Source organism: Streptomyces sp. NRRL F-5123 (assembly GCF_000721495.1).
Taxonomy (GTDB): Bacteria; Actinomycetota; Actinomycetes; order Streptomycetales; family Streptomycetaceae; genus Actinacidiphila.
The window spans coordinates 80,775-103,536 of sequence record NZ_JOHY01000011.1; the positions used below are offsets into that span (position 1 = coordinate 80,775).

Annotated in this window: 19 protein-coding genes; 12 read left to right on the forward strand and 7 right to left on the reverse strand. The window is 73.4% G+C overall.

The genetic code is table 11. The features are described from left to right. Positions 1–43: 43 nt before the first annotated feature. On the forward strand, positions 44–1,054 hold the full coding sequence (locus tag IH54_RS0113195; protein ID WP_031516227.1) for a glycosyltransferase family 2 protein: 1,011 nt from the start codon (positions 44–46) through the stop codon (positions 1,052–1,054). Beyond that, on the forward strand, positions 1,054–2,412 hold the full coding sequence (locus IH54_RS0113200; RefSeq protein WP_031516229.1) for a polysialyltransferase family glycosyltransferase: 1,359 nt from the start codon (positions 1,054–1,056) through the stop codon (positions 2,410–2,412). Before IH54_RS0113195 ends, IH54_RS0113200 begins: the two co-directional genes overlap by 1 nt. A 117-nt stretch (positions 2,413–2,529) precedes the next feature. On the opposite strand, the gene IH54_RS0113205 is transcribed toward IH54_RS0113200, so the two are convergent. Further along, positions 2,530–4,110, reverse strand: coding sequence for an acyl-CoA mutase large subunit family protein (locus IH54_RS0113205; protein ID WP_031516231.1), 1,581 nt, complete (start codon positions 4,108–4,110; stop codon positions 2,530–2,532). A 297-nt stretch (positions 4,111–4,407) separates the two neighbouring features. Here IH54_RS0113205 and IH54_RS0113210 point away from each other — a divergent pair, with 297 nt between their 5' ends. Beyond that, positions 4,408–5,298, forward strand: a complete 891-nt coding sequence (locus IH54_RS0113210; RefSeq protein WP_078862164.1) for a L,D-transpeptidase family protein — start codon at positions 4,408–4,410, stop codon at positions 5,296–5,298. A gap of 153 nt (positions 5,299–5,451) precedes the next feature. On the opposite strand, the gene IH54_RS0113215 is transcribed toward IH54_RS0113210, so the two are convergent. Beyond that, entirely contained in the window at positions 5,452–6,423 is a 972-nt protein-coding gene (locus IH54_RS0113215; RefSeq protein WP_031516235.1) for a hypothetical protein, read from the reverse strand. A gap of 9 nt (positions 6,424–6,432) precedes the next feature. Next, positions 6,433–7,152, reverse strand: a complete 720-nt coding sequence (locus IH54_RS0113220) for an RNA polymerase sigma factor (protein ID WP_234343493.1) — start codon at positions 7,150–7,152, stop codon at positions 6,433–6,435. A 175-nt stretch (positions 7,153–7,327) separates the two neighbouring features. Between IH54_RS0113220 and IH54_RS41560 the strand changes: the two genes are divergently transcribed. The 6 genes from IH54_RS41560 to IH54_RS0113250 all read left to right on the forward strand — a co-directional run bounded on the left by IH54_RS41560 (position 7,328) and on the right by IH54_RS0113250 (position 12,438). Further along, positions 7,328–8,122, forward strand: coding sequence for a DUF4253 domain-containing protein (locus IH54_RS41560; RefSeq protein WP_052397387.1), 795 nt, complete (start codon positions 7,328–7,330; stop codon positions 8,120–8,122). A 94-nt stretch (positions 8,123–8,216) separates the two neighbouring features. Beyond that, a complete protein-coding gene (locus IH54_RS0113230) occupies positions 8,217–8,951 on the forward strand; it encodes a 2-oxo-4-hydroxy-4-carboxy-5-ureidoimidazoline decarboxylase (RefSeq protein WP_324607790.1) in 735 nt (244 codons plus the stop codon). Between the two features lie 50 nt (positions 8,952–9,001). Further along, positions 9,002–9,382, forward strand: a complete 381-nt coding sequence (sdhC, locus tag IH54_RS0113235) for a succinate dehydrogenase, cytochrome b556 subunit (RefSeq protein ID WP_031516244.1) — start codon at positions 9,002–9,004, stop codon at positions 9,380–9,382. Between the two features lie 3 nt (positions 9,383–9,385). Further along, positions 9,386–9,865 (forward strand): succinate dehydrogenase hydrophobic membrane anchor subunit, encoded by a 480-nt coding sequence (locus IH54_RS0113240; RefSeq protein WP_031516245.1) that lies wholly within the window; start codon positions 9,386–9,388, stop codon positions 9,863–9,865. 30 nt (positions 9,866–9,895) lie between these two features. Continuing rightward, positions 9,896–11,653, forward strand: a complete 1,758-nt coding sequence (gene sdhA / locus IH54_RS0113245) for a succinate dehydrogenase flavoprotein subunit (protein ID WP_031516247.1) — start codon at positions 9,896–9,898, stop codon at positions 11,651–11,653. After that, a complete protein-coding gene (locus tag IH54_RS0113250) occupies positions 11,653–12,438 on the forward strand; it encodes a succinate dehydrogenase iron-sulfur subunit (RefSeq protein ID WP_031516249.1) in 786 nt (261 codons plus the stop codon). Before sdhA ends, IH54_RS0113250 begins: the two co-directional genes overlap by 1 nt. A 123-nt stretch (positions 12,439–12,561) precedes the next feature. On the opposite strand, the gene IH54_RS0113255 is transcribed toward IH54_RS0113250, so the two are convergent. Together IH54_RS0113255 and IH54_RS0113260 are read right to left on the reverse strand one after the other, a co-directional pair. Further along, entirely contained in the window at positions 12,562–15,099 is a 2,538-nt protein-coding gene (locus IH54_RS0113255) for a DUF4132 domain-containing protein (protein WP_052397388.1), read from the reverse strand. After that, positions 15,099–15,494 (reverse strand): hypothetical protein, encoded by a 396-nt coding sequence (locus IH54_RS0113260; RefSeq protein WP_031516253.1) that lies wholly within the window; start codon positions 15,492–15,494, stop codon positions 15,099–15,101. The genes IH54_RS0113255 and IH54_RS0113260 overlap by 1 nt, the downstream gene beginning before the upstream one ends. 189 nt (positions 15,495–15,683) lie before the next feature. On the opposite strand from IH54_RS0113260, the gene IH54_RS0113265 reads away from it, so the two are divergent. The 3 genes from IH54_RS0113265 to IH54_RS0113275 all read left to right on the forward strand — a co-directional run bounded on the left by IH54_RS0113265 (position 15,684) and on the right by IH54_RS0113275 (position 20,708). Further along, positions 15,684–16,376 carry a TetR family transcriptional regulator gene (locus IH54_RS0113265; protein ID WP_234343494.1) on the forward strand — a complete coding sequence of 231 codons (693 nt, stop codon included), beginning with the start codon at positions 15,684–15,686 and terminating at the stop codon, positions 16,374–16,376. A gap of 85 nt (positions 16,377–16,461) precedes the next feature. Further along, positions 16,462–18,078, forward strand: coding sequence for an FAD-dependent monooxygenase (locus tag IH54_RS0113270; RefSeq protein ID WP_234343495.1), 1,617 nt, complete (start codon positions 16,462–16,464; stop codon positions 18,076–18,078). Between the two features lie 92 nt (positions 18,079–18,170). After that, the gene (locus IH54_RS0113275; RefSeq protein ID WP_052397389.1) at positions 18,171–20,708 is read left to right on the forward strand and encodes a DUF4132 domain-containing protein; all 2,538 of its coding nucleotides are present in this window, start codon (positions 18,171–18,173) and stop codon (positions 20,706–20,708) included. Here IH54_RS0113275 and IH54_RS0113280 read toward each other — a convergent pair. Both IH54_RS0113280 and IH54_RS0113285 read right to left on the reverse strand, forming a co-directional pair. Then, complete coding sequence (locus tag IH54_RS0113280; protein ID WP_031516260.1) at positions 20,695–22,140, reverse strand: hypothetical protein; 1,446 nt, start codon at positions 22,138–22,140, stop codon at positions 20,695–20,697. The genes IH54_RS0113275 and IH54_RS0113280 overlap by 14 nt on opposite strands. A gap of 332 nt (positions 22,141–22,472) precedes the next feature. Further along, positions 22,473–22,745, reverse strand: coding sequence for a GlsB/YeaQ/YmgE family stress response membrane protein (locus IH54_RS0113285; RefSeq protein ID WP_031516262.1), 273 nt, complete (start codon positions 22,743–22,745; stop codon positions 22,473–22,475). Positions 22,746–22,762: the final 17 nt, after the last annotated feature.

The following is a 22,762-nucleotide window of genomic DNA, read 5'->3' on the forward strand; positions in this document are numbered from 1 at the left end:
GGTCGCCAAGTACGCCGCGCGGCAAGACCATAGGATTCATCGGGTGGTCAAGCTCTCCGTCATCGTGACGTTCTACAACGTGCAGCAATTCGTGCCCGACGCACTGCAAAGTCTGCGCGCGAACAACCGTCCGGATTACGAGTTCCTGCTGATGGACGACGGGTCCTCGGACCAGACGCCGCAGCTGCTCGAAGAAGGAGCGAGGACCCTGCCCGGCGCGCGCGTGCTGCGGCGCGGGCACGGCGGCGTGTCCGCCCTGCGCAATGCCGGAATCGACGCGTCCGAGGGCACGTACCTGACCTTCATGGACGGCGACGACTGGATGGCCCCGGGCTATCTGGACCAGCTCGTGCACGCGATGGAGGAGCTGGATGTCGACTTCCTGCGCACCGACCACGTCAAGTGCACGGGCGCCAACCGGGAGATCGTCCGGGCCCCGCACGGCCGCCGGGGCGCCGTCCTCGCGCCGCGCGACTGCATCCTGCCGGCCGAGCGGCCCTCGCTCGTCGACTACCCCAACCTGCCCTTCGGCGCCTACCACCGGCGCACCGTGGACCGCGGCCTGCTGCGCATGCCGGAGGAGTTGCGCACCGCCGAGGACCGGCTGTGGGCGTGGCGGATGCATCTGAACGCCGAGTCCGTCGGCGTCGCCGGCCTGCTGGGGATGCATTACCGCCGCGACGTGAGCACCTCGCTCACCCGCATCGGCGACGAACGCCAACTCGATTTCGTCCGCTCCTGCGAACTCGTCTTCGACATGCTCGCGAAAGACCCCGAGGGCGACCGCTACCTGCCGAAAGCCATCCGGCAGTTCTGCGCCCTCGTCATTTTCCACCTGGATCAGATAGACCGTTTCGAGCCGGCCACGGCACGCCGTCTCAAGTCGGTGAGCGCCGCCGCTCTCGGCCGGCTCCCCGCCGATACGCTGAACACGGTTCTGGACGCGATGGATATCGAACGCAGCACGAAAATCCGCCGGTTGCGCTGGCGGTCCGGCGGCGGATCCGGCGGCGGACCGGGTACCGGCAACGGCGACGGAACGGCGGCCGCGTGATGGCCACCACCCAGCTGCTCATGGCGTCCACCCTCTACGGGGCCGCGACGCTCGCCGCCGCCGTCGACGCCGGCGCCCTCCCGCCCGCCGACCGCCGCATCCTCGTGGTCAGCAACAACGCCCCCGTGCCCGAGACGCACCCCGCCCTCGACGAGGCGCCCGGCTTCGCCGCGCTGCGCTCCCGCTTCGACCGGCTGGTCTCCTGGAACGCCCTCGTCAGCCCGCTGCACCCGGGCGGCTGGACCCCGCGCGTCAACGAGATCCCCATGTGGGAGCGGCATCTGCGGATGCTGTGGGACCTCGGCGACGACGACATCGAGCTGGTCGTCGAGTCCATACAGGTCCCGCCGTCACTCGCCTTCGTGCAGGTCTTCACCGGGGCGCCCGTCACCGTCTACGCCGACGGCCTCATGTCGTACGGCCCGACGCGCAACAAGCTCGGCCTGCTCGTCGACACCCGCATCGACCGGCTGCTGCACCTCGACCTCGTGCCCGGTCTGCGGCCGCTGCTGCTCAGCGAGTTCGGGGTCGAGCCGCAGGTCGTGCCGAGCGCGGAGTTCACCAAGGTCCTCCAGGAGGTCGCGGAGGCCTCCGCGGACACCGACGCGCTCGCCGACCTCCCGCAGGGCGCCGCGCTGCTGCTCGGCCAGTACCTGTCCGCGCTGAACATCCTCGGCGTGCGCGAGGAGGAGGAGCTGCACCTGGCGATGGTGCGGGGCGCGGCCGCGCTCGGCCACACGGACATCGTCTTCAAGCCGCACCCCACCGCACCCGCGAGCTGGACCGAGCCGCTGGTCGCCGAGGCCGAGCGCCTCGGCTGCCGGCTGACGGTGCTCGACACGCCCGTGCTGGCCGAGGTCGTCTACCTCAAGGCCCGCCCCGCGCTCGTCGCCGGCTGCTTCTCCACCGCGCTGCTCACCGCGTCCGCGCTCTACGGCATCCCCGTCGCCCGCACCGGCACGGGCCTGCTGCTCGAACGGCTCTCGCCGTACCAGAACAGCAACCGCGTGCCGGTCACGATCGTGCACGCGCTCCTGCCGGAGCTCACCACCCCGGCGGCGGTGCGTTCGTGGACCCCGCCCACCCCGGAGTCCGTCGCCGCCGACCTCACCCCGCTGATCCGCGCGGTCGGCTTCTGCATGCAGTCCGCCGCGTATCCGCATCTGCGGGAAGAGGCCGCCGCCTGGCTCGCCGCGAACCTCACGAAGCAGACGTGGCCGTACTTCAAGCGCCGCCGCCTGACCTCCCTGGGGCTGCCGGGGGGCGTCCCGGCCAAGCTCTCGTTCGTGCCGCGCAACCGCGTGGTCCGCCGCGTGGCACGCCGGGCCCGCGCCTTGCGCAAGAGGGCCCGCTCCTGAGGCTGCGCGTGCCGCGCCGGGCAACCACCAGGGGCGCGTGGGGGTACCTCCCAGGCGAAGCTCCGGGGGAGACAGCAACCGCCCCTTCGGTCCGGTGCGCCCCACGCGGCGGCAAGCTCAGAAGGAGTCGGACGGCACGTACGTCCCCCACACCGCGCGGAGCGCGTCGCACACCTCGCCCACCGTCGCCCGCGCCCGCAGCGCGTCCCGCATGGGGTAGAGGACGTTCTCCGTGCCGCCCGCCGCCTTCTGGAGGGCGGCCAGCGCCGCGTCCACCGCCCCCTGGTCGCGCCCCGCGCGCAGCGCGGCCAGGCGCGCGGCCTGCTGCGCCTCGATCGCGGGATCGACGCGCAGCGGCTCGTACGGCTCCTCCTCGTCGAGCTTGAAGCGGTTGACGCCGACGACGACGCGCTCACCCGCGTCCGTTTCGAGGGCGATGCGGTAGGCGTTGCGCTCGATCTCGGACTTCTGGAAGCCGTGCTCGATCGCGGCGACCGCGCCGCCGAGGTCCTCCACGCGGGCCATGAGGTCGAGGGCGGCGGCCTCGACGTCGTCGGTGAGCTTCTCGACGACGTAGGAGCCCGCGAAGGGGTCGACGGTCGCGGTGACGTCCGTCTCGTACGCGAGCACCTGCTGGGTGCGCAGGGCGAGGCGCGCGGACTTGTCGGTGGGCAGCGCGATGGCCTCGTCGAAGGAGTTGGTGTGCAGCGACTGCGTGCCGCCGAGCACCGCCGCGAGGCCCTGGACGGCGACGCGTACCAGGTTGACCTCGGGCTGCTGCGCGGTGAGCTGGACGCCCGCGGTCTGGGTGTGGAAGCGCAGCATCAGCGACTTGGGGTTCTTCGCGCCGAACTCCTCGCGCATCACGCGGGCCCAGATCCGCCGGGCGGCGCGGAATTTCGCGACCTCCTCCAGGATCGTGGTGCGCGAGACGAAGAAGAAGGACAGCCGCGGCGCGAAGTCGTCCACGTCCATCCCGGCGGCGATCGCGGTGCGCACGTACTCGATGCCGTCGGCGAGCGTGAAGGCGATCTCCTGCGCGGGCGAGGCCCCGGCCTCGGCCATGTGGTAGCCGGAGATCGAGATGGTGTTCCACTTCGGGATCTCGGCCTTGCAGTACGCGAAGATGTCGGCGATGAGCCGCAGCGACGGCTTGGGCGGGAAGATGTACGTCCCGCGCGCGATGTACTCCTTGAGCACGTCGTTCTGGATCGTGCCGGTCAGCTTGTCCGCCGGCACCCCCTGCTCCTCGCCGACGATCTGGTACAGCAGCAGCAGCAGCGCGGCGGGCGCGTTGATGGTCATCGACGTGGACACCTTGTCCAGCGGGATGCCGTCGAAGAGCACCCGCATGTCGTCGACCGAATCGATCGCGACGCCGACCTTGCCGACCTCGCCGTGCGCGAGCGGCGCGTCGGAGTCGTGGCCCATCTGGGTGGGCAGGTCGAAGGCGACGGACAGGCCCATGGTGCCGTTGGCGATGAGCTGCTTGTAGCGCGCGTTCGACTCCGACGCGGTGCCGAAGCCCGCGTACTGCCGCATCGTCCAGGGCCGCCCGGTGTACATCGAGGGGTAGACCCCGCGGGTGTACGGGTAGCCGCCCGGCTCGCCCAGCCGCTCGGCAGGGTCCCAGCCGGCGAGCGCCTCCGGGCCGTAGACGGGTTCGATCGGCAGGCCGCTCTCCGACTCGCGCGTCATGCTGCACGCCTCCGCTGTGCTCAGTGGCTGGATAGCCGGGATGGACGGAACAGGGGTGGGGTGGGGGTTTGCGGACCGGCAGGAACCGGCGAAGTTACCGACACGGACTGTAGTGGCGGGCCCGTACGGGGCGCAGCGCCGCGAGCTGGGACCTTCCTCACAGTACGGAGTCCGCGGCCCGCAGCGGTGGAACCGTGCGCGCCGGAAACGTGTCTATGCGGGCACAACGGCTGATCAAGGGGATAACCAGCGATGTCGACAGGTATAGGCAGAGGCGGCAGCGGCAGAGGACGGCGGATGCCGGTGTCCATGACGGCGGCGGCCGGAGCGGCGCTGGCCGCCGCGCTGCTGAGCGCGTGCGGGCCGGACGGCAGTGACGCGGGCGGCAAGCCGTCGGCGTCGTCCACGGCGCCCGCGTCCGACCCGGCGACCACCGCCGCGCCCGCCACGACCGAGCCCGCGGCGACCGCACCGCCCACCACGACGGCGGCGCCCACGACCACGGCGCCCAAGCCGTCGCAGACCCCGGCCACGAAGGCCCCCGCGAAGCCGGCGGCCCTGATGGCGTCGGGCCAGACCAGCGCGAAGGTCCGCGAACTCCAGGCCCGGCTCGGCCAGCTGCACTTCTTCTCCCGCAACCCCACGGGCTTCTACGGCACCGTGACCGAGCACGCGGTCAGCGACTTCCAGGAGCGGCACGGCCTGTCCGGCAGCGGCACCAGCGTCACCCAGGCCACGTGGTCGAAGCTCACGGCGCTGACGCACACCCCGACGCACAAGGAGCTGTACCCGCCGGCCCCGGCCAAGCCCGCGCAGAAGCTGGACGCGCGCTGCATGACCGGCCGCGCGCTGTGCATCAGCAAGACCACCCGCACCCTGTCGTGGGTCGTCGACGGCAAGGTGCAGGCCACCATGGACGTGCGCTTCGGGTCGCAGTACACGCCGACCCGCGAGGGCCTCTTCCACGTGAACTCCAAGAGCCGCGACCACGTCTCGACGATCTACCACACGTCGATGCCGTACGCGATGTTCTTCAGCGGCGGCCAGGCCGTGCACTACTCCTCGGACTTCGCGGCGCGCGGCTACGCGGGGGCTTCCCACGGCTGCGTGAACGTCCGCGACAAGGCCGCGATCGCCAAGCTCTTCGACGAGGTCGAGGTCGGCGACAAGGTCGTCGTCTACTGGTGACACGGCACGGACGACAGCGCTGAGGAGCGCGGCCGGGCAGGGGGAATGCGCCCGGCCGCGCTCCGTGTCAAACCCCGGTACGGGGAGAACCGGGGTCTCGGGGCCGATGACCAGTCGGCCTTACTCCCTACAGCGCACGGGCCGTCAGAAGTGTCACCTGCCCGGCGGGCGCGACGGGGAGCGGTAGCCGGGGCGGGTGGGGCGGGGGCCCGCGCCGCCGGGCGAGTAGACGCGTTCGCCCCAGGAATTCCAGCCGTCCCCCCAGGCTCCCGCGTCCCCCCAGGCTCCCGCGTCCCCGCCGGACCCGCTTTCCCCGCCGGACCGGCTGCCCCGGTCGCTCCCGCCGTTCCCCTGGTCGTTGCCGTTGCCTTGGTCGTTGCCGTTGCCCTGCCCGTTGCCGCCCGTGCGGGAGCCGTTGCCGCTGCCCGCGCCGGAGCCGGTGCGGCAGTGGTCGGCGGGCTTGCGGCAGCCCCGGACGGTGCGCCCGGCGTCGTGCTCGCGCTGCGGGGTGCCGGTCGAACGCGGCGCCGGGGAGCGGGTGGTGGGGCCCGCGGTCCACGGGCCCAGCCGGCCGCCGTCGGGCGACACGGCCGCGGGCGGGCGGGTCTCCAGCGGGCTGGTGCCCGCGCCGCCGGGGGTGAGGGAGCGGGCGGCGGCCGCCATTCCGACGACGACCCCGCCGAGTGCGAGCGCCGACACGACCGCGGCCGCCATCACGCGCGGCCGGCGTACCCCGAACGCGGCGCGCAGCGCCGCCAGCCGCCCGACCCGCGGGGCCTCCCCGGTGGCGGCCCGCCCCGCGACCGCGCTGCGGAAGGCGGCGAGCGCGGCCGCCTCCCGGGCCGGGTCCAGCGCGGGGCCCACCTCGCGGGCGGCGCTGAGCAGCCGCACCAGACGGTCGGCGGGCACGCCGGCCGCCGGCGCGGCGGCGGTGCCGCCGGCGAGCAGCGTCTCGGCCGTGCGGGCGTCGGGCCAGGTCTGGCCGCGGGCGGCCGCCGGGCGGCGCTCGGGGCGCGGCACGGGGTAGACCGCCGGGGAGTGCTCGTACCGCCGGGCCCGGTAAGGGTGACGGGCCGGATGGGGCAGGTCCGTGGATGCGGTGTCACGTCGCGCGTTGTCGCTCATCCCACTCCCTCACAGCGCCTTGGACGCGGAATACGTCACATCCGCGTCCTGCCGGTCCGCCGACCGCTGCCCGGGGACGCCGCGCCGGCCCTCCTCGCCGCCGCTCCCGCCGTCCTCGTCCCCCTCGCCGTCCCGGAAGGCCTCCCCGCCCCCTTCGTCGGTGTACTCCAGGATCTCGGCAAGCCGCCGCAGCCCGCGGTGAGTCGCCATTCTCACCGATCCGGCACGCTTCCCGAGCACTCTTGCCGCACTGGTTGAATCGAGTCCCATCACCACCCGCAGTAGCACGGCTTCCGCCTGCTCCCGCGGCAGCGCCGCTATCGCCGAGAGCGCCCGGTCGGTCGCGACCGCGTCCAGCGCCTCGCCTGCGGTGTCCGACCGGTCGGGCATCTGCACGAGGTCGTCCACCCCGCCGCCCGCGACCGGCCTGCGGGCGCGCGCGCGGATGTGGTCCAGCGCGCGGTTGCGCGCGATCCGCGCCGCCCAGCCGCGGATCGACCCGCTCCCGCCGCGGTAGTTGGGCAGGTCACGGGCTATCTGCAGCCACGCCTCGGACGCGACGTCCTCGGCCTCGCCCGGACCGACCAGGCTGCGCACGTAGTTGAGCAACTGCGGCTGCACAGCGCGGTAGACGGTACGGAACGCCCCCTCGTCGCCCTGCTGCGCCGCACTGACCGCGGCTTCCAGAGACTCCGGCAGTTCCACGTCCGGCACCACCCCCTCGAACACACGGCCAATCCTGCCTCATACGGGCCTGTGACACTTTTGGTCTGGGATACGCCGTACAAGACGGCGGCCGGGGACGCTCCTGTGGGGGGAGGCGGCCCCCGGCCGTCGTCACTCGTACCACCCGCCCGGATGCGCACCGCGCATCCGGGCGCGCGCCACGGAGGAGCCCGCCGTCATGCATGTGGACCGCCTCCCCGACGGCCTCCCCCCGGGCCGGCTGGTGGCCGGGTCCACCCCCGGGCTGTGGATGAGCCACGAACCCGTCGTCGCGCCCGGCCGGTTATGGACGTCCTGCCACCGCCAGCACCGCCGTACGGGCTGGTATCCGGTGCTGATGGCGTGGCCCTGCGGGCACGGCAACGGGCACGGGCCCGAGGAGGTCGGCACGGTCGACGTCGCGGATTCGCTGCGCGAGTCCTGGCAGTCGTACGAGCTGAGCCGGGCGGCGCGGCCGGTGCTGTGGCCCGCGCGCGGCCGGTCGGCCTCCGACCCGAAGACGGCTGCCGAGCAGGGCGCGGGGCTGCGGGTGCCGTACGGCGCCTGGCCGGGCCTCGCGGCGGCGTCCGAGCCGCATCCGGGACCGTCGCCGGACGCGGTGGCGCGGGTCGCGGTCGGGCAGATGCTGCACTACTTCACCACGCGCTTCGTGGCATATGTCGCGCTCGTCCGGGTGGCGCGCAGCGCGGACATCCCCGCCGCGGTGGGCTGGGAGGCCGACGCGCCCGCGCTGGAGCTTTCCGCGCTGCTGCGGACGTGGGAGGACCGCTTCGGGGCGCGCGTCATCGGCTTCGAGGGCGCCTCGCTCTTCGTGTCGGTGGCCTCGCCGCCGCTCGCGTCGCGACACGCCGCGCATGTGGCCCTTGAGCACGTCCTGACGGGGGCGACGAACCTGAACGACGGCGGTTTCCCGTTCGCCGAGTACGCGGAGGCGCTGCGGGGCGAGCGGCTGTGGTCGTTCTGGTGGGACTGACGGCGGCGTCCGCGTCAACCGGAGGTGACGCGAGGGGCCCGAACGGGTGAAGTTCGGATATCTGCCTGCCGTGTTCGAAGAGGTCCCGCCTAGAGTGGACTTCCGCCGTAGGGCCCGCCCCGTTCACTCTCCTGGAGCCCCGCTGCTGTCCAGCGACCCCGCCTCCGAGGCCGTCACGCCTTCCGTGCCTGCCCCGCTCGCCCCGCCTGCCGCCGCGCCGCCGGCGTCATCGCTGTCGCCGCAGCCACCGCTGTCGCCGCTGTCCCGCTTCAACGGGGCGCCGGTCGCCGCCGCGGAGGCCGCACTGCTGGCGTGCTGCGGCAGCCACCGGTGGGCACGCCGGCTCGCGGCCCACCGCCCGTACCCGACCGTCGAGGCCCTGCTGGCGGCCGCGGAGGAAGCGGCGTACGACCTGATGCCGGCCGATCTCGCCGAGGCGCTGGCCGCCGAGCGGCCCGCCGCCCTCGCCGACCGCGGCCGCCTGAGCGTGCACACCGCGCTGCGTGCCGCGCACGCCCACTACGAGGCGAAATTCGGCCACGCCTTCATCCTCGCCCTCGACGCGCGCGCCGCCGCCGACCCGGCCGCGGCGCTCGACCAGACGCTGGCCAGTCTGCGGATCCGGCTCGGGCACGACGCGGACGAGGAGTCGGTGGTCACCGCGGAGCAGCTGCGCGGTCTGTGCCGGGCCCGCCTGCTGCGCGCGTTCGAGCCGTCGCGTTCACCCGACCGTGCGGGATCGCTCACACCTGGCCCACCCCGCCGTACCGAGGCCGGATCACGTCGCTACGATGGCCGGGGCCGGTGGACCGTACCCGGCCGGGCGTGACCGACACACTGGCCGGCACCCCCTCGCCCCGCTCCTGGAGGGTTTTCTCCGTGCCGGCAGGAACGCTGTACCGCGGCCGGGAAGGCATGTGGTCCTGGGTGGCTCACCGAGTCACCGGTGTCCTCATCTTCTTCTTCCTGTTCGTCCACGTCCTCGACACCGCACTCGTGCGCGTCTCCCCCGAGGACTACGACAAGGTCGTCGCGACCTACAAGACCCCGATCGTCAGCCTGCTGGAGTACGGCCTCGTCGCCGCGATCCTCTTCCACGCCCTCAACGGCCTGCGCATCATCGCGGTCGACTACTGGACGCAGGGGCCGCGGTACCAGAAGCAGATGCTGTGGACGGTGCTCGGCGTGTGGATCCTGCTGATGGTCGGCGCGATCTACCCCGTCCTCGGCCACGCCGCACGAGTCCTGTGGGGGAACTGAGCCATGTCCGCTGACATCTCCGACGCCGTCGAACTGACCGGCTCCAGCGTCGCCCCGTACAGCCCCGCCAACCCGGCGCCGGTCATCGAGCCGCCGCGGGCCCGCACCACGCGCACCCCGCGCGCCACCCGCACCAACTTCGAGCTGTACGGCTGGCTCTTCATGCGGCTGTCCGGCGTGGTGCTCGTCGTGCTGGTGCTCGGCCACCTGCTGATCCAGCTGGTGCTCGACGGCGGTGTGCAGAAGGTCGGCTTCGCCTTCGTCGCCGGCCGCTGGTCCTCGCCGTTCTGGCAGTTCTGGGACCTGGCCATGCTGTGGCTGGCCATGCTGCACGGCGGCAACGGTCTGCGGACCGTCATCAACGACTACGCCGAGCAGGCCAACACCCGCGTCTGGCTCAAGACGCTGCTGTACACCGCGGTGGTCTTCACCATCGCGCTCGGCTCGCTGGTGATCTTCACCTTCGACCCGAACATCCGCTGAGCCAGGGCTGGGACAGGGAAAGCGACCCCAATGCAGATCCACAAGTACGACACCGTCATCGTCGGCGCGGGCGGCGCCGGTATGCGCGCCGCCATCGAGGCCACCAAGCGCTCCCGCACCGCCGTCCTGACCAAGCTCTACCCCACGCGCTCCCACACCGGCGCCGCCCAGGGCGGCATGGCCGCGGCCCTCGCGAACGTCGAGGAGGACAACTGGGAGTGGCACACCTTCGACACGATCAAGGGCGGTGACTACCTGGTCGACCAGGACGCCGCCGAGATCCTGGCGAAGGAGGCCATCGACGCGGTCCTCGACCTGGAGAAGATGGGCCTGCCGTTCAACCGGACGCCCGAGGGCCGGATCGACCAGCGGCGCTTCGGCGGCCACACCCGCAACCACGGCGAGGCCGCGGTCCGCCGGGCGTGCTACGCCGCCGACCGCACCGGTCACATGATCCTCCAGACGCTGTACCAGAACTGCGTCAAGGAGGGCGTGGAGTTCTTCAACGAGTTCTACGTCCTGGACCAGCTCCTCACCGAGGTCGACGGCGTCCGCCGGTCGGCCGGCGTGGTGGCGTACGAGCTGGCGACCGGGGAGATCCACGTCTTCCAGGCGAAGGCCGTCATCTACGCCTCCGGCGGCACCGGCAAGTTCTTCAAGGTGACCTCCAACGCGCACACCCTCACCGGTGACGGCCAGGCCGCCGTCTTCCGCCGCGGGCTGCCGCTGGAGGACATGGAGTTCTTCCAGTTCCACCCGACGGGCATCTGGCGCATGGGCATCCTGCTCACCGAGGGCGCCCGCGGCGAGGGCGGCATCCTGCGCAACAAGGACGGCGAGCGCTTCATGGAGAAGTACGCGCCCGTCATGAAGGACCTCGCCTCGCGCGACGTCGTCTCCCGCGCGATCTACACCGAGATCCGCGAAGGCCGCGGCTGCGGCCCCGAGGGCGACCACGTCTACCTCGACCTCACGCACCTGCCGCCGGAGCAGCTGGACGCCAAGCTGCCGGACATCACCGAGTTCGCGCGCACCTACCTGGGCATCGAGCCGTACACCGACCCGATCCCGATCCAGCCCACCGCGCACTACGCCATGGGCGGCATCCCCACCAACGTGCAGGGCGAGGTGCTCGCCGACAACACCACGGTGGTGCCGGGCCTGTACGCCGCCGGCGAGGTGGCGTGCGTGTCCGTGCACGGCGCGAACCGGCTGGGCACCAACTCGCTGCTGGACATCAACGTCTTCGGCCGCCGCTCCGGCATCGCCGCCGCGGAGTACGCGCACGCCAACGACTACGTGGCGCTGCCCGAGAACCCGGCCGAGAAGGTCGTGGAGCTCGTCGAGCACCTGCGCGAGTCCACCGGCAACGAGCGGGTCGCCGACCTGCGGCGCGAGCTGCAGGAGTGCATGGACGCCAACGTGATGGTCTTCCGCACCGAGCAGACCATCAAGACCGCGGTCGAGAAGATCGGCGAGCTGCGCGAGCGCTACCGCAACGTCTCCGTCCAGGACAAGGGCCGGCGCTTCAACACCGACCTGCTGGAGGCCGTCGAGCTGGGCAACCTGCTGGACCTGGCCGAGGTCATGGCCGTGTCCGCGCTCGCCCGCAAGGAATCCCGCGGCGGCCACTACCGCGAGGACTTCCCCAACCGCGACGACGTCAACTTCATGCGGCACACGATGGCCTACCGCGAGTTCGATCCGGCCACCGGCGCCGAGACGATCCGCCTGGACTACAAGCCGGTCGTGCAGACCCGCTACCAGCCGATGGAGCGTAAGTACTGATGAGCACCCCGAGCACTGCGACGCTCGACGGCGGGCACTCCGCGGCCCTGGACGCCGCCGAGTCCGGCGCCGCCCACCTGGTCACGGTCACCCTGCGGGTGCGCCGCTTCAACCCCGAGGTCGCGGACCACGCCGAGTGGGTCGACTACCAGATCCCGATCGACCCCAAGGAGCGCGTCCTGGACGCGCTGCACAAGGTCAAGTGGGAGATCGACGGCACCCTGACCTTCCGCCGCTCGTGCGCGCACGGCGTGTGCGGCTCCGACGCGATGCGGATCAACGGGCGCAACCGGCTCGCCTGCAAGACCCTGATCAAGGACATCAACCCCGAGAAGCCCATCACGATCGAGCCCATCAAGGGCATGACCGTGCTGAAGGACCTCGTGGTCGACATGGACCCGTTCTTCCAGGCCTACCGGGACGTCATGCCCTTCCTGGTGACCAAGGGCAACGAGCCCACCCGGGAGCGGCTGCAGTCCGCCGAGGACCGCGCGCGCTTCGACGACACCACCAAGTGCATCCTGTGCGCGGCGTGCACGTCGTCCTGCCCGGTCTTCTGGAACGACGGCCAGTACTTCGGCCCGGCCGCCATCGTCAACGCGCACCGCTTCATCTTCGACTCGCGTGACGAGGGCGGGGAGCAGCGGCTGGAGATCCTGAACGACAAGGACGGCGTCTGGCGCTGCCGCACGACCTTCAACTGCACCGACGCGTGCCCGCGCGGCATCGAGGTGACGAAGGCGATCGCGGAGGTCAAGCGGGCGCTGATCACCCGGCGGTACTGACCGCTTCCTCCTGCCGGCCGCTGCCGGTCCTTCCCTGCCCCCGGGCGCACTGTGCGCCCGGGGGCGGGGGCTTTTCCGGGGGCGGGGCTTTCTTCGGGGGCGGGGGCGTCGTGCGGGCCGCCGTCACAGCTGGCTCAGGATCGTCGGGTCGGTGATCTCGGTGTCGCGGGCCAGCAGCAGGGCCTTGCTGAGGATGAGGCCGAGCGTGCGGTCGCCGTCGAAGGGCAGGAAGCCGGGGTCGGCGGCCTTGTTCGCGCCGGGGACGATGCACAGGTAGCGGTCCGTCGGGGCGATGAGGATGTTGCCCGAGCCGAGGTGGATCCGGTAGGTGTGCCGGTCGCCTCGGACGTGGAGGAAGCGGCCCTCGACCGTGCACCGGTCGGCTATCGCGAGCCGCGGGACGAGGCGGGCCAGGACGTCGCGGCGGCCCTGCGCGGACACGGTCAGCTCGCCGAAGCCGTAGCTGTGCCAGTAGTCGCGGTAGCGGCCGTCCGGACCGCCGTCCTGCCACAGCGGGTCGTTGCCGACGCTCGCGACGCCGACGAAGAGGTCCACGTCGCGCAGCACCTCGCTGAGCACCAGCGGCGGGATCTCCTCCAGCGGCAGGGCGCCGTCCTCGGGCCCGATGTCGCGGCCTCGGTCGGGTGCGTAGCCGCCCCCGTAGGCGTGCGCCCAGTTGCCGGGCGCACCGATGCGGTGGAAGCGGACCTGGTCGGTGGTCAGGTGGAGGTAGCTGCCGGAAACCGTGAGGTCGTGGGTGTCCGCCCCTTCGATCCAGAACTCCGCGCGCAGCCCCCACTCGGGAAGCTCGCGCACGGCGGGCGGGTAGACGTCGTCCACCGCGAGCCGCAGCTTGCTGCTCCAGCCGCGGGCGGCGGCCAGCGACTGGAACTGGTGCTGGCGCAGGACGTGCGCGGCGAAGCGGTTGGAGTACGTGGCCGTGCGGCGCTCGGCGTCGGTGAGCGGATACACCTCGCGGTGGGCCTGCTTGAACGGCTGGGTGATCCCGTGCCGCTCCAGCCACTCGCGCCAGGCCATGACCTCGGCGATCTCCCGGCCCACCGGATGCCACAGCTCGACGGTCGCGCCCCCGTGCGGCACGGGCGTGCCCGCGAGGGTACGCAGCTCGCCGTCGGCGAACCCGCAGGCCCGGCCGTCGACCGTCCACAGCAGGCGGCGGGCGAGTGTGCCGACCAGCGGGTGGTCGAGGACGCGCTCGCGCCAGGCCGCGTAGGGCCATCGGCGGCGGGCCAGGAACTGCCGGTCCAGCCGCTCGGACTGGGCGGCGAGCATGCGGTCGACGTCCTTGGCGGCGGCCTTGAGCTCGGCGACCTCCTCCGGGTGGTCGCGCCGGACGTCCGCCGGGACGCCCTTGACCTGCTTGCCGGCCGCGTTGCGCCACGTCAGGACGGCTTTCCCGGCGCGTACGGCCAGCTCGCCGCGGGTGCGCCGGAGCAGCCCGACCTCGGTGAGCCCGTAGGCCGGGACGGCCAGCTCCTCGACCTCCTCCCGGCCGAGGCCGAGCGCTTCGGCCCGCTCCTCCAGGGCGCGGTCGATCTGCTTGAGCGTGCCGCGGAAGGTGACCCGGGCGGCGAGCCGGGCCAACTCGCCGAGTGCCGCCTCGCCCTCGCAGCGGGCCAGCGCCGTCACCCCGGCGTTCGCGAGCTTGGGGTTGCGCGGCCCGTGACCGGGGATTTTGCGCAGGCACACGTCGACGAGCGAGCCGAGCGCGCGCGGGATCGCCAGGTGCGGCGGGAGGAGGGCGAGCGTCCGGACGAGGCCGCGCAGGGCGTTGGCGTTGTAGGGGTCGATGAGGGCGTTGCGGTCTGGGCCGTAGTGGACCTCTTCGTCGTACGGCACCGTCCGGGGACGCCCGACGAGGGCGAGCCAGGCGGCCGCCTTGTCCCGTACCGCGTCCGCGCCGATTTCTTGGACCAGGGCGCGGGCCTCCTTCTCCCAGCGGGCGGTGGGGCGCGCGGCGGTGGCGGTCGCGGCGTGCCGCAGCAGCAGCGTCCAGGGCTCGCCGAGGAGTGCGGCGGTCGCGAGCGCGTCGTCCGACCATGCCTCGCCGGGGTTGACCGGGGGGTCGGGGAGCTTCTTCACCACCTGGGCCAGCCCGGGGCGGGTGTAGGCGGTGGCCGCGGTCCTGCGCAGGGTGGCGACGGTCTCCACCGGCACCGCGCGTCCGGCGGCGAGTTCGGCCTCGACGAGCCACTCGGGGCGGTCGCCGAACCACGAGATGCTGCTGTATCCGGCCAACTCGGCGACGCGCTCGGCCCGCGCCCCGGGCAGCGGGTCGATGCCCAGCCCGCGGGCGCCGGCCACGATCACCAGCAGCAGCGTCTCCCTGGCCTCCTCGACGGTCGGGGTCCAGCTGCGGTGCCCGTTCCGCACCGGGCGCTCGACGTGGTCCGGAAGCCCCAGGCTCGCGCGGAGGCCGGACAGATCCAGGCTCTCGTAGCGCTCGCACAGCAGCTTCACCAGCTCCCGCCGCTGGACCGGCGACAGGCCGGCGACCTCGGCGAGCATCTTGTCACCGGCGCCGTTCTCCAAAGTGACCTTGTCTGCGAAGGCGGGCACCAGGCGGTCGGCCAGCCGGACCATGTCCCCCTCGGCAGCCAGCCCGCGGACCGCCACCACGTAGTCCCCGATGACGGCCATCAGCCACCCACCAGCGGCACGAGCTTGAGGAAGACCGCCTCGGCGGCGCCGGAGGAGAGGTCGACCTCCTCGTCCAGGTCCTCTATCTGGCGGTCGGCGACGAGCAGCAGGAAGCCGTTGCGCCCGAAGGCCTCGACGGCGAGCTCGAACTGCCGCTCGGCGTCGAGGCGGCGCGGGGTGCGCAGCCGGTAGCCGTTCAGCGTGCGCTCCGCGTCGGTCGGCTGGACCAGGCCCTGGAAGAGGCCGGGCTGCTTCGCGTTGTACTCGGCCACCTCCTGGAAGACCCGGCGCCTGATCAACTCGCGGGCGCTGACGCGCTCCTCCACGAACTCCAGCCCCCAGGAGTCGCGGGTCTCCCCTGATGTCGTCTCGTCGACGAAGGTCACCATTCCCATGACCAGGAGCGTAGGGGCGACCACTGACAGCGGCGGAGCCGTCACCGATGCGGGCCTGCGCGGTTCGACAGTCAGAAAATCTTGCCGGATCAGAAAAGTTTTCCACAGAGCAGATTTTCCGAATCGGAAAGAATGCTAGCTTGGTGGTCACGGGGAGAACGGAGAACGGAGAGCGAGGGGGGCGGACCGGTGGACGGACAGGCGGAGGGGCTCGCGGGTGAGCCGGCGGGCGGGCCCGCGGCCGAGCAGGCGGCGGGGTTGCGCGAGCGCAAGAAGCAGCAGACGCGGCGGGCGCTCAGCGAGGCCACGATCGCGCTCGCGGTCAAGCGGGGTTGGGCGAACGTGCGGGTCGAGGACATCGCCGCGGCGGTCAACGTCTCGGAGCGCACGTTCCGCAACTACTTCTCGGGCAAGGCGGAAGCGGTCGCGGCGACGCATCTGGACCGGATGGCGCGGGTCGCGCGGGCGGTCGGCGAACGGCCGGCGGTCGAGCCGCTGTTCGAGGCGATAGGGACAGCCCTGCGCTTCGAGTTCGCGCCCGAGGACAGCGCGGCGCACCAGCAGCAGACACCCCGGCGGCAGCACCGGGAGGCGATATGGGAGGTGCTGACGGAGCCCGCGGTGCAGGCCGAGGTCATGCGCGCCGACCAGGCCGCGCAGGGCGTGCTGGCCGAGGCGGTAGCGGCGCGGACGGGTACGGACGCGGTGGCCGACCTCTACCCGAAGCTCGTCGCCTCGGCGGTCGGCGCCGCGATGGGCGCGACGCTTTCCCACTGGCTGCGGGCCGATCCCCCGGTCCCGCTGGCCCCGTTGATAGACGAGGCTCTGGAGCATCTGCGGACGGGCCTGTCCTCGCCGGGCACCTTTCCGACGGAGAGCTGACACCTGCGGCGTGGAGCCGCGAGCGGCATCGGCCGACGACCGAAGACAACAACCGTGCGTGGAGAGTGGGGAGGAGTGCGTCCTGATGACCGGGAACATTGCGGGTGAAAGGGCCGAGAACACCATGGCGGCCGAGGATGTCGTGATCGTCGGCGGCGGGCCGACCGGGCTCATGCTGGCCGCCGAGCTGGGGCTGCTGGGCGTGCGGCCGCTGGTGCTGGAGAAGCTCGCGGAGCCGGGCCGCGAGCCGAAGGCGAACGGACTGGTGGGCCAGGTCGTGCAGGCGCTGGACCGGCGCGGGCTGAGCGAGCCGCTGACGGGTGAGCCGGGGGCGCCGCGGCCCAACACCACGGGCTTCATGTTCTCCGGGATGCCGCTGGATCTGGGCCTGCTGAGGGAGAGCCCCGTCTACACGGTGGCGGTGCCGCAGCAGCGGATCACGCAGGTGCTGGAGGGAAGGGCGCGCGAGCTGGGCGCCGAGATACGCACCGGCCACGAGGTGGTGGGCCTGGCCTTGCGGGAGGACGGGGTCGAGCTGAAGGTGTCGGGCCCGGAGGGCGTCTACGAGCTGCGCGCGCGGTATGCCGTCGGGGCCGACGGTGCGCACAGCCCGGCCCGCAAGCTCGCCGGGATCGGCTTCCCCGGGGTGACGTACGACCGCTCGGTGGCCCGGCATGCGCATGTGTCCGTGCCCGCGGGGTGGGCGGACGCGACGGGCCTGCGGGTGCCGGGGGTCGGGACGGTGCCGCCGTTCCTGCCGCTGCGCACCGAGCGGGGGGCCTTCAGCTGGGCGCCGCTGCCCGGCCGGCCGCCGCTGGTGGCCACCACCGAGTGGGAGCCGGTGGAGGGTGACGAGCCGATGAGCCTGGAGGAGATGCGGGCGAGCATTGCCCGGGTGCTCGGGGCGGAGGTCCCGGTGGCGGCGCCGGAGGGTGAGGGCCCGCACGTGCTGCGGCGACTCAAGGGCGGCAACACGCGGGTGGCCGAGCGGATGCGCGAGGGGCGGCTCTTCCTGGTCGGGGACGCGGCGCACGTCTACGCCTCCGGTGGCGGGCCGGGCCTCAACGCCGGGCTCCAGGACGCGGTCAACCTCGGGTGGAAGCTGGCGGCTGCTCTCGCCGGCACCGCGCCCGAGGGCCTGCTGCAGAGCTACGACACCGAACGCGGCGCGGCCGCCCGCCGCACCCTGGTCTCGGCGCAGGCCCAGCACGCCCTGCACGTGCCCGGCAGTGACGTGGACGCGCTGCGCCAGGTGATGGGCGAGCTGCTGCGGGACGAGTCGGCGGTGGCGCGGGTGGCCGCGCTGATAGCCGGTTCCGACCTGCGCTACGAGATGGGCGGTCCCACGGGAGGTCCGGGTGGCGGTCATCCGCTGCTGGGCGGCTTCGCGCCCGATGTGCCGCTGGAGACGGCGGAGGGGCCGGTGCGGCTGGCCGAACTGGCGCGGAGCGGGCGCCCGTTGCTGCTGGACCTGACGGAGGGGGCAGCGGCGGCGGAGGTGGCCGAGGGCTGGGCCGCGGGAGAGGGCGCGGGGGTGGACGTGGTGCGGGCGTCGGTCCGGGCGCCGGGGGCGGCGCCCTTCACGGCAGCGCTGATCAGGCCGGATTCCTATGTGGCGTGGGTGAGTTCGGCGGCGGAGCCCGCGCCGGAGGAGCTGGCGGAGCTGCGCGCGGCGGGAGGGCGGTGGTTCGCGGTGGTGTAGGACGCGGGCCCGGATGTCGGTGGGGGTGCCTACTGTGCTGACCGTCGGAGGACGGCGCCCCTGCCGGGGGCCCGGGCGCAGGGGTGGGGCGGATGGCGATATTGCTGGCGGCGCGGCTGGACGCGGCGGTGGGGCAGGACGACAGGGAGGGAGTGCACGGGCGGGAGTTCGCGGACACGAAGGTGGGGAGGCTGGTGCTGCGCCTGCCCGAGCCGGAGCAGCGCAGGGCGGCACTGCATCTGCACCAGGAGCTGTGCCTGGTCGTGCGCAGGCGGCCGGGCGAGCAGCCGGTGCGGGCGCTGGCGGAGCTGCCGCTGCGGTGGACGGCGGACCAGGCGGAGGAGCTGGTCGGGCGGGTCATCGGGCGGCTGCCCCGGGTGTGGACACGCACCTACGGCATGCTCGCGCTGCCGGTGGCGGCGGTGGAGTCACTGGGCCCGGACGAGCAGGTCGCGCTGCGCGCGGATGTCGCCCAGCTCGCGCGCTGGCTGCCGCTGGTCGACACGTCGCAGGGGGAACGGTCGCGGCTGCACCGCCGAATGGACGCGCTGCTGCTGCCGGAAGGCTCGGGCCTGCACTGGTCGGTGCTGGACGACGACGACGCGTACGGGCCCCGGATGCGGGCCGAGCACGCCGGGCTGCTGGCGTCGCCCGGGGTCGCGGAGCTGCTGGTGCACTGCGTGACACTGGAGCAGGTCAGGGCCGGGATGCGGTGGCGGAAGCGGGCAGCGGAGCTGGTCGGGGCGGCGCCGCGCGGGGCGGAGGCGGTCCGGGCGCTGGTGGCGGGGTTCGCGGACCAGCCGGAAGGGCGGGCGGTCATGCGCTGGGCCTACGGCGACGTGGGTCGGCCGCGGGGGCTGACGGGCCGGGCCAACACCTGCCTGGTGCGGGGCCTGCTGTGGGTGCTGGCGGACCTGGCGACCGCGGGCGCGGGCCCCGCCGGGGAGGAGGCGGTGCGGCTCGTCGCGGGGTGCGCGCGGAACGCCGGGACGGGGATCGGCGGCAAGGGCGGCGACTCGCGGAACGAGCAGGTGGCGAACACCGCGGTCGCCGTGCTCGGCGGCTTCGACGGCGGCCTGGCGGCCTCGGCGGTGGGCGAACTGGCGTCGCTGCGGGCGGCGGTGCGGCACCAGGGCGTGCTGAAGAAGGCGGAGCGCGCGCAGCGGGAGATGGCGGCGCGCTCGGGCCTGGCGCCCTCGCAGTTGCGGGAGCGGGCGGTGCCGACGGCGGGGCTGGACGGGGAGCACCGGCGGGAAGTGGCTCTGCCGGACGGTTCGACGGCGGTGCTCGCGGTGGACGGGGCGGGGCGGGCGTCGCTGGCCTTCGTGACGGCGGCGGGGCGGCGGGTCGTGGCGCCGCCCGCGTCGGCGAAGCGGGAGGCGGCCGGTGAGGTCGCGCGGATGAGGGAGGAGTTGAAGGCGCTGCGCAAGCTGCTGGCGGCCGAGCGGCTGCGGCTGGAGGAGCTGCTGGCGTCCGGGGCGAGCTGGAGCGGCGCGGAGTGGCAGAGCTGCTACGCCGACCATCCGGTGGTCGGGGCGCAGGCGAAGGCCCTGCTGTGGGAGGTGTGCCCGGCGGAGGCCGGGGAGGACGGCTGGCGGGCGGGGTTGCCGGAGCGCGCCGGGGCGGGGTGGGTGCTGGCGGCGGCGGACGGCACGGCGGTCCCGGTGGGCGCCGCGGACCGGGTGCGGCTGTGGCATCCGCTGCGGGCGGAGGTCGCGGAGGTCGCGGCGTGGCGGACGGAGGTGACGGGGCGGGAGCTGCGGCAGCCGTTCAAGCAGGTCTTCCGGGAGATCTACCCGCTCACCCCGGCGGAGGAGGCCACCGGCGGCTACTCCAACCGCTTCGCGGCGCAGGTGCTGCGTTTCGGGCAGGCCCGTTCACTGATGGCGGCGCGCGGCTGGTCGGCGACGCACCTGGGCTTCTGGGACAGCGGTTACGAGGGCGAGGCGGTGCGGGTGGTGCCCGCGGCGGGGCCGGTGGAGTGGCGGGCGCGCTTCGACTACCAGCTGGTCGAGGAGACCCGGACGCTGTCGGGCCTGGGAGAACTGTGCTCCACCAACCGGGTGCGGTTCGAGCGGCAGGCGGCGGGCGGCAGGGCGTGGGTGCCGGTGGCGCTGGTGGAGGTGCCGCCGCTGGTGCTGAGCGAGGCGCTGCGCGACGTGGACCTCTTCGTGGGCGTGGCCTCGATCGCGGGCGATCCGGACTGGCGGGACGCCGCGGAGGGGCGGCTCGCGGCGCGGTGGCACGAGGCGGCGTTCGGGGAGCTGCCGCCGTCCGCCGAGATGCGCAAGGAGGCGCTGGCCCGGCTGCTGCCGCGGACCAGGATCGCCGACCGGGTGGAGCTGGCCGGGCGCTTCCTGCGGGTGCGCGGCGACCGGGCGGCGTACCGCATCCATCTGGGCTCGGGGAATGTGCTGGTCGAGCCGCACGACGCGTATCTGTGCATCGTGCCCGCCCGGCAGCAGGGCGCGGCCGGGCGGGTCTTCCTGCCGTTCGAGGAGGACGGCGGGATGCTGGCGGTGGTGCTGTCCAAGGCGTTCCTGCTGGCGGACGACGCGTCGATCACCGACCCGACGATCACCCGCCAGCTGCCGCCGGTCGCGGCGAAGGCCGCGGTCAGCGGCGGGTGATGCGCAGTACTCCGGTCTCGGTGCCCTGGTAGAGGGTGCCGTCGGGGGCGGTCGTGCCGGTCATCTGGAGCGGGTTGTAGAGCAGCCCGAGGCCGATCGCCGAGGTCTTCACGGCCGCTCCGGTCGCCGGGTCGAGGGCCGCGTAGGAGTAGGTGGCGAAGGTGTTGGAGCCGACCACGTCGGTCGGGCCGCTGACGGTGAGGGTGTAGACGAGGCCGTCGCCGACCGACAGCCGGGGCAGCGCCGCCGACTTGACGGTGCTGTTCCACACGACGTGGCAGCCGCCGCCGTCGGCGTTCACGTCGATCCGGCTCAGGCCGCCGTCGAAGTTCGCCGAGGCCGGGACGCTGGGCGGGGCGCCGTCCGGAAGGGCCGGGTAGGCGTAGCCGAAGGTGTTGGTGACGATGACGCTGCTGCCGCCGGCGATGACGGCGTCCTCGGTGCCGCTCTGGGCGTACTGGGTGAGGACGGGCGTGGTGCACACCGGGGCGGGGCCGTCGGCGACGCGGTAGACGAGCAGGTTCTCGTGCGGCGCGGCGTTGTCGGTGACGGTCACGTACTCGGTGCCGTCGCCGGGCCCGAAGAAGCTCGGGGTGGCGCCGGTGCCCCAGGTGAGCTGGCCGGGCTTGCGGCCGGGGCCGCGGTCGTAGGGGGCGCGCCAGTCGACCACGGGCGTGCCGTCGGCGGTCTCGCCCAGCAGGTAGAGGGCGTGGTCGGTGGCCACGGCGGTGTGGCCGGGCACGGTGGAGATGCTGTTGCCGATGCCCTCCCCCGTGCTGAGGGTGTGCACTGCGCCGGTCGTGGTGTCGGCGGTGCCGATGACGCCGCCCGCGCTGGCGAACCACACCCGGCCGTCCCAGCCGGGGCTGAGACCGACGACGGCGTCCCCTGCGGGCAGCGCGGCGGCCAGCGAGGTGGACTGGTCGACCGTCAGCGCCCAGGAACCGCCCTGCTGGTGGTGGCCGATGCGCAGCAGGTTGTCGTCGCCGTCCACGACGACGAGCGCGCCGGACTGGTCGAGGTAGGCGTAGACGCCGCCGAAGAGGGTGCCCTTGGGCAGGGCGAGGGAGGCGAGGTCGTCGCCCGTCGCCGGGTCGAGCAGGTGCACGGTCGGGGTCTGGCCGAAGATCGTGGTGCACAGCGTGACGGGGTAGCCGTCCGCGCCGATGACGACGGTGGGGCAGGCCGACGCCAGGGCCGTGCGGGTCCAGCGGACGGAGCCGGTGCCGGGTCCGGCGTAGGGGGTGGTGTCGCTCGACGCGCTGTCGCCGTGCATGGTGGCGGTGCCGTTCGGCGCGGTGGCCGGGTTCTGCGGCGGCAGCGGGCCGAAGCCGGGGGTCGCGGCGGTGGCCGTCGCGGTGGCGGTGAGCGCGGCGACTGCGGCGGTCGCCAGCGCCGTCAGCAGGCGGCGGCGCGGGGCGTGCGGACGCATGGGCGGGGTCCTTTGCGGCAGGGGGCGGAGGCCCGGCGGCCGCACGCGGTCACGCAGCGCTGCGGAGACAAGGGGTGCGGGGCCGCCCGGCAGGAAGCAGGAAGGAAAGGGAGCGGCCCTCGTGCAGGCCCTCGCCCGGACCCCCTCGTACGGACGAGGAGTCGGGGCGAGGAGTGAGCCGCGTCAGCTGACGCGGCGACACCCGGTGGTGGTGGCGCGGCCGTGGTCCACATGGCGGCGGCTCACCAGCAGGGTCATGACATCTAGACTAGCGACGCGCCCCCTGGCTGTCGATGCCGCCGCCCTCCGCCGCGCACTCGCGCGCGCCGCCCTCAGCGGCGGGCGCGCGAGTCCCCGAAGATGACGCGGTAGGCGATGAGCAGGACGAGGGAGCCGCCGATCGCCGCCACCCAGGTCCTGCCGTCGAAGAAGTGGTGCGGCACCGGCTTGTCCCACAGCTTCGCGGACAGCCAGCCGCCGAGGAAGGCGCCGACGATCCCGATCAGGGTGGTCCCGACGAGCCCGCCCGGGTCGCGGCCCGGCAGGATGATCTTGGCGATGGCGCCCGCGAGCAGTCCCAGTACGATCCATCCGATGATGCCCATGTCGGCCGCCTGCCCCT

What these genes read in the sequence shown, in the direction of transcription:
- IH54_RS0113255 (WP_052397388.1), bottom strand. Translation starts at nt 15,099, where the DNA reads ATGGCCGTCATCGGGGACTACGTGGTGGCGGTCCGCGGGCTGGCTGCC.
- IH54_RS0113285 (WP_031516262.1), bottom strand. Translation starts at nt 22,745, where the DNA reads ATGGGCATCATCGGATGGATCGTACTGGGACTGCTCGCGGGCGCCATC.
- IH54_RS0113215 (WP_031516235.1), bottom strand. Translation starts at nt 6,423, where the DNA reads ATGAGCGACAACGCGCGACGTGACACCGCATCCACGGACCTGCCCCAT.
- IH54_RS0113250 (WP_031516249.1), top strand. Translation starts at nt 11,653, where the DNA reads ATGAGCACCCCGAGCACTGCGACGCTCGACGGCGGGCACTCCGCGGCC.
- IH54_RS0113270 (WP_234343495.1), top strand. Translation starts at nt 16,462, where the DNA reads ATGACCGGGAACATTGCGGGTGAAAGGGCCGAGAACACCATGGCGGCC.
- IH54_RS0113210 (WP_078862164.1), top strand. Translation starts at nt 4,408, where the DNA reads ATGCCGGTGTCCATGACGGCGGCGGCCGGAGCGGCGCTGGCCGCCGCG.
- IH54_RS0113275 (WP_052397389.1), top strand. Translation starts at nt 18,171, where the DNA reads ATGGCGATATTGCTGGCGGCGCGGCTGGACGCGGCGGTGGGGCAGGAC.
- IH54_RS0113200 (WP_031516229.1), top strand. Translation starts at nt 1,054, where the DNA reads ATGGCCACCACCCAGCTGCTCATGGCGTCCACCCTCTACGGGGCCGCG.
- IH54_RS41560 (WP_052397387.1), top strand. Translation starts at nt 7,328, where the DNA reads ATGCATGTGGACCGCCTCCCCGACGGCCTCCCCCCGGGCCGGCTGGTG.
- sdhA (WP_031516247.1), top strand. Translation starts at nt 9,896, where the DNA reads ATGCAGATCCACAAGTACGACACCGTCATCGTCGGCGCGGGCGGCGCC.
- IH54_RS0113280 (WP_031516260.1), bottom strand. Translation starts at nt 22,140, where the DNA reads ATGCGTCCGCACGCCCCGCGCCGCCGCCTGCTGACGGCGCTGGCGACC.
- IH54_RS0113240 (WP_031516245.1), top strand. Translation starts at nt 9,386, where the DNA reads ATGTCCGCTGACATCTCCGACGCCGTCGAACTGACCGGCTCCAGCGTC.
- IH54_RS0113205 (WP_031516231.1), bottom strand. Translation starts at nt 4,110, where the DNA reads ATGACGCGCGAGTCGGAGAGCGGCCTGCCGATCGAACCCGTCTACGGC.
- IH54_RS0113260 (WP_031516253.1), bottom strand. Translation starts at nt 15,494, where the DNA reads ATGGGAATGGTGACCTTCGTCGACGAGACGACATCAGGGGAGACCCGC.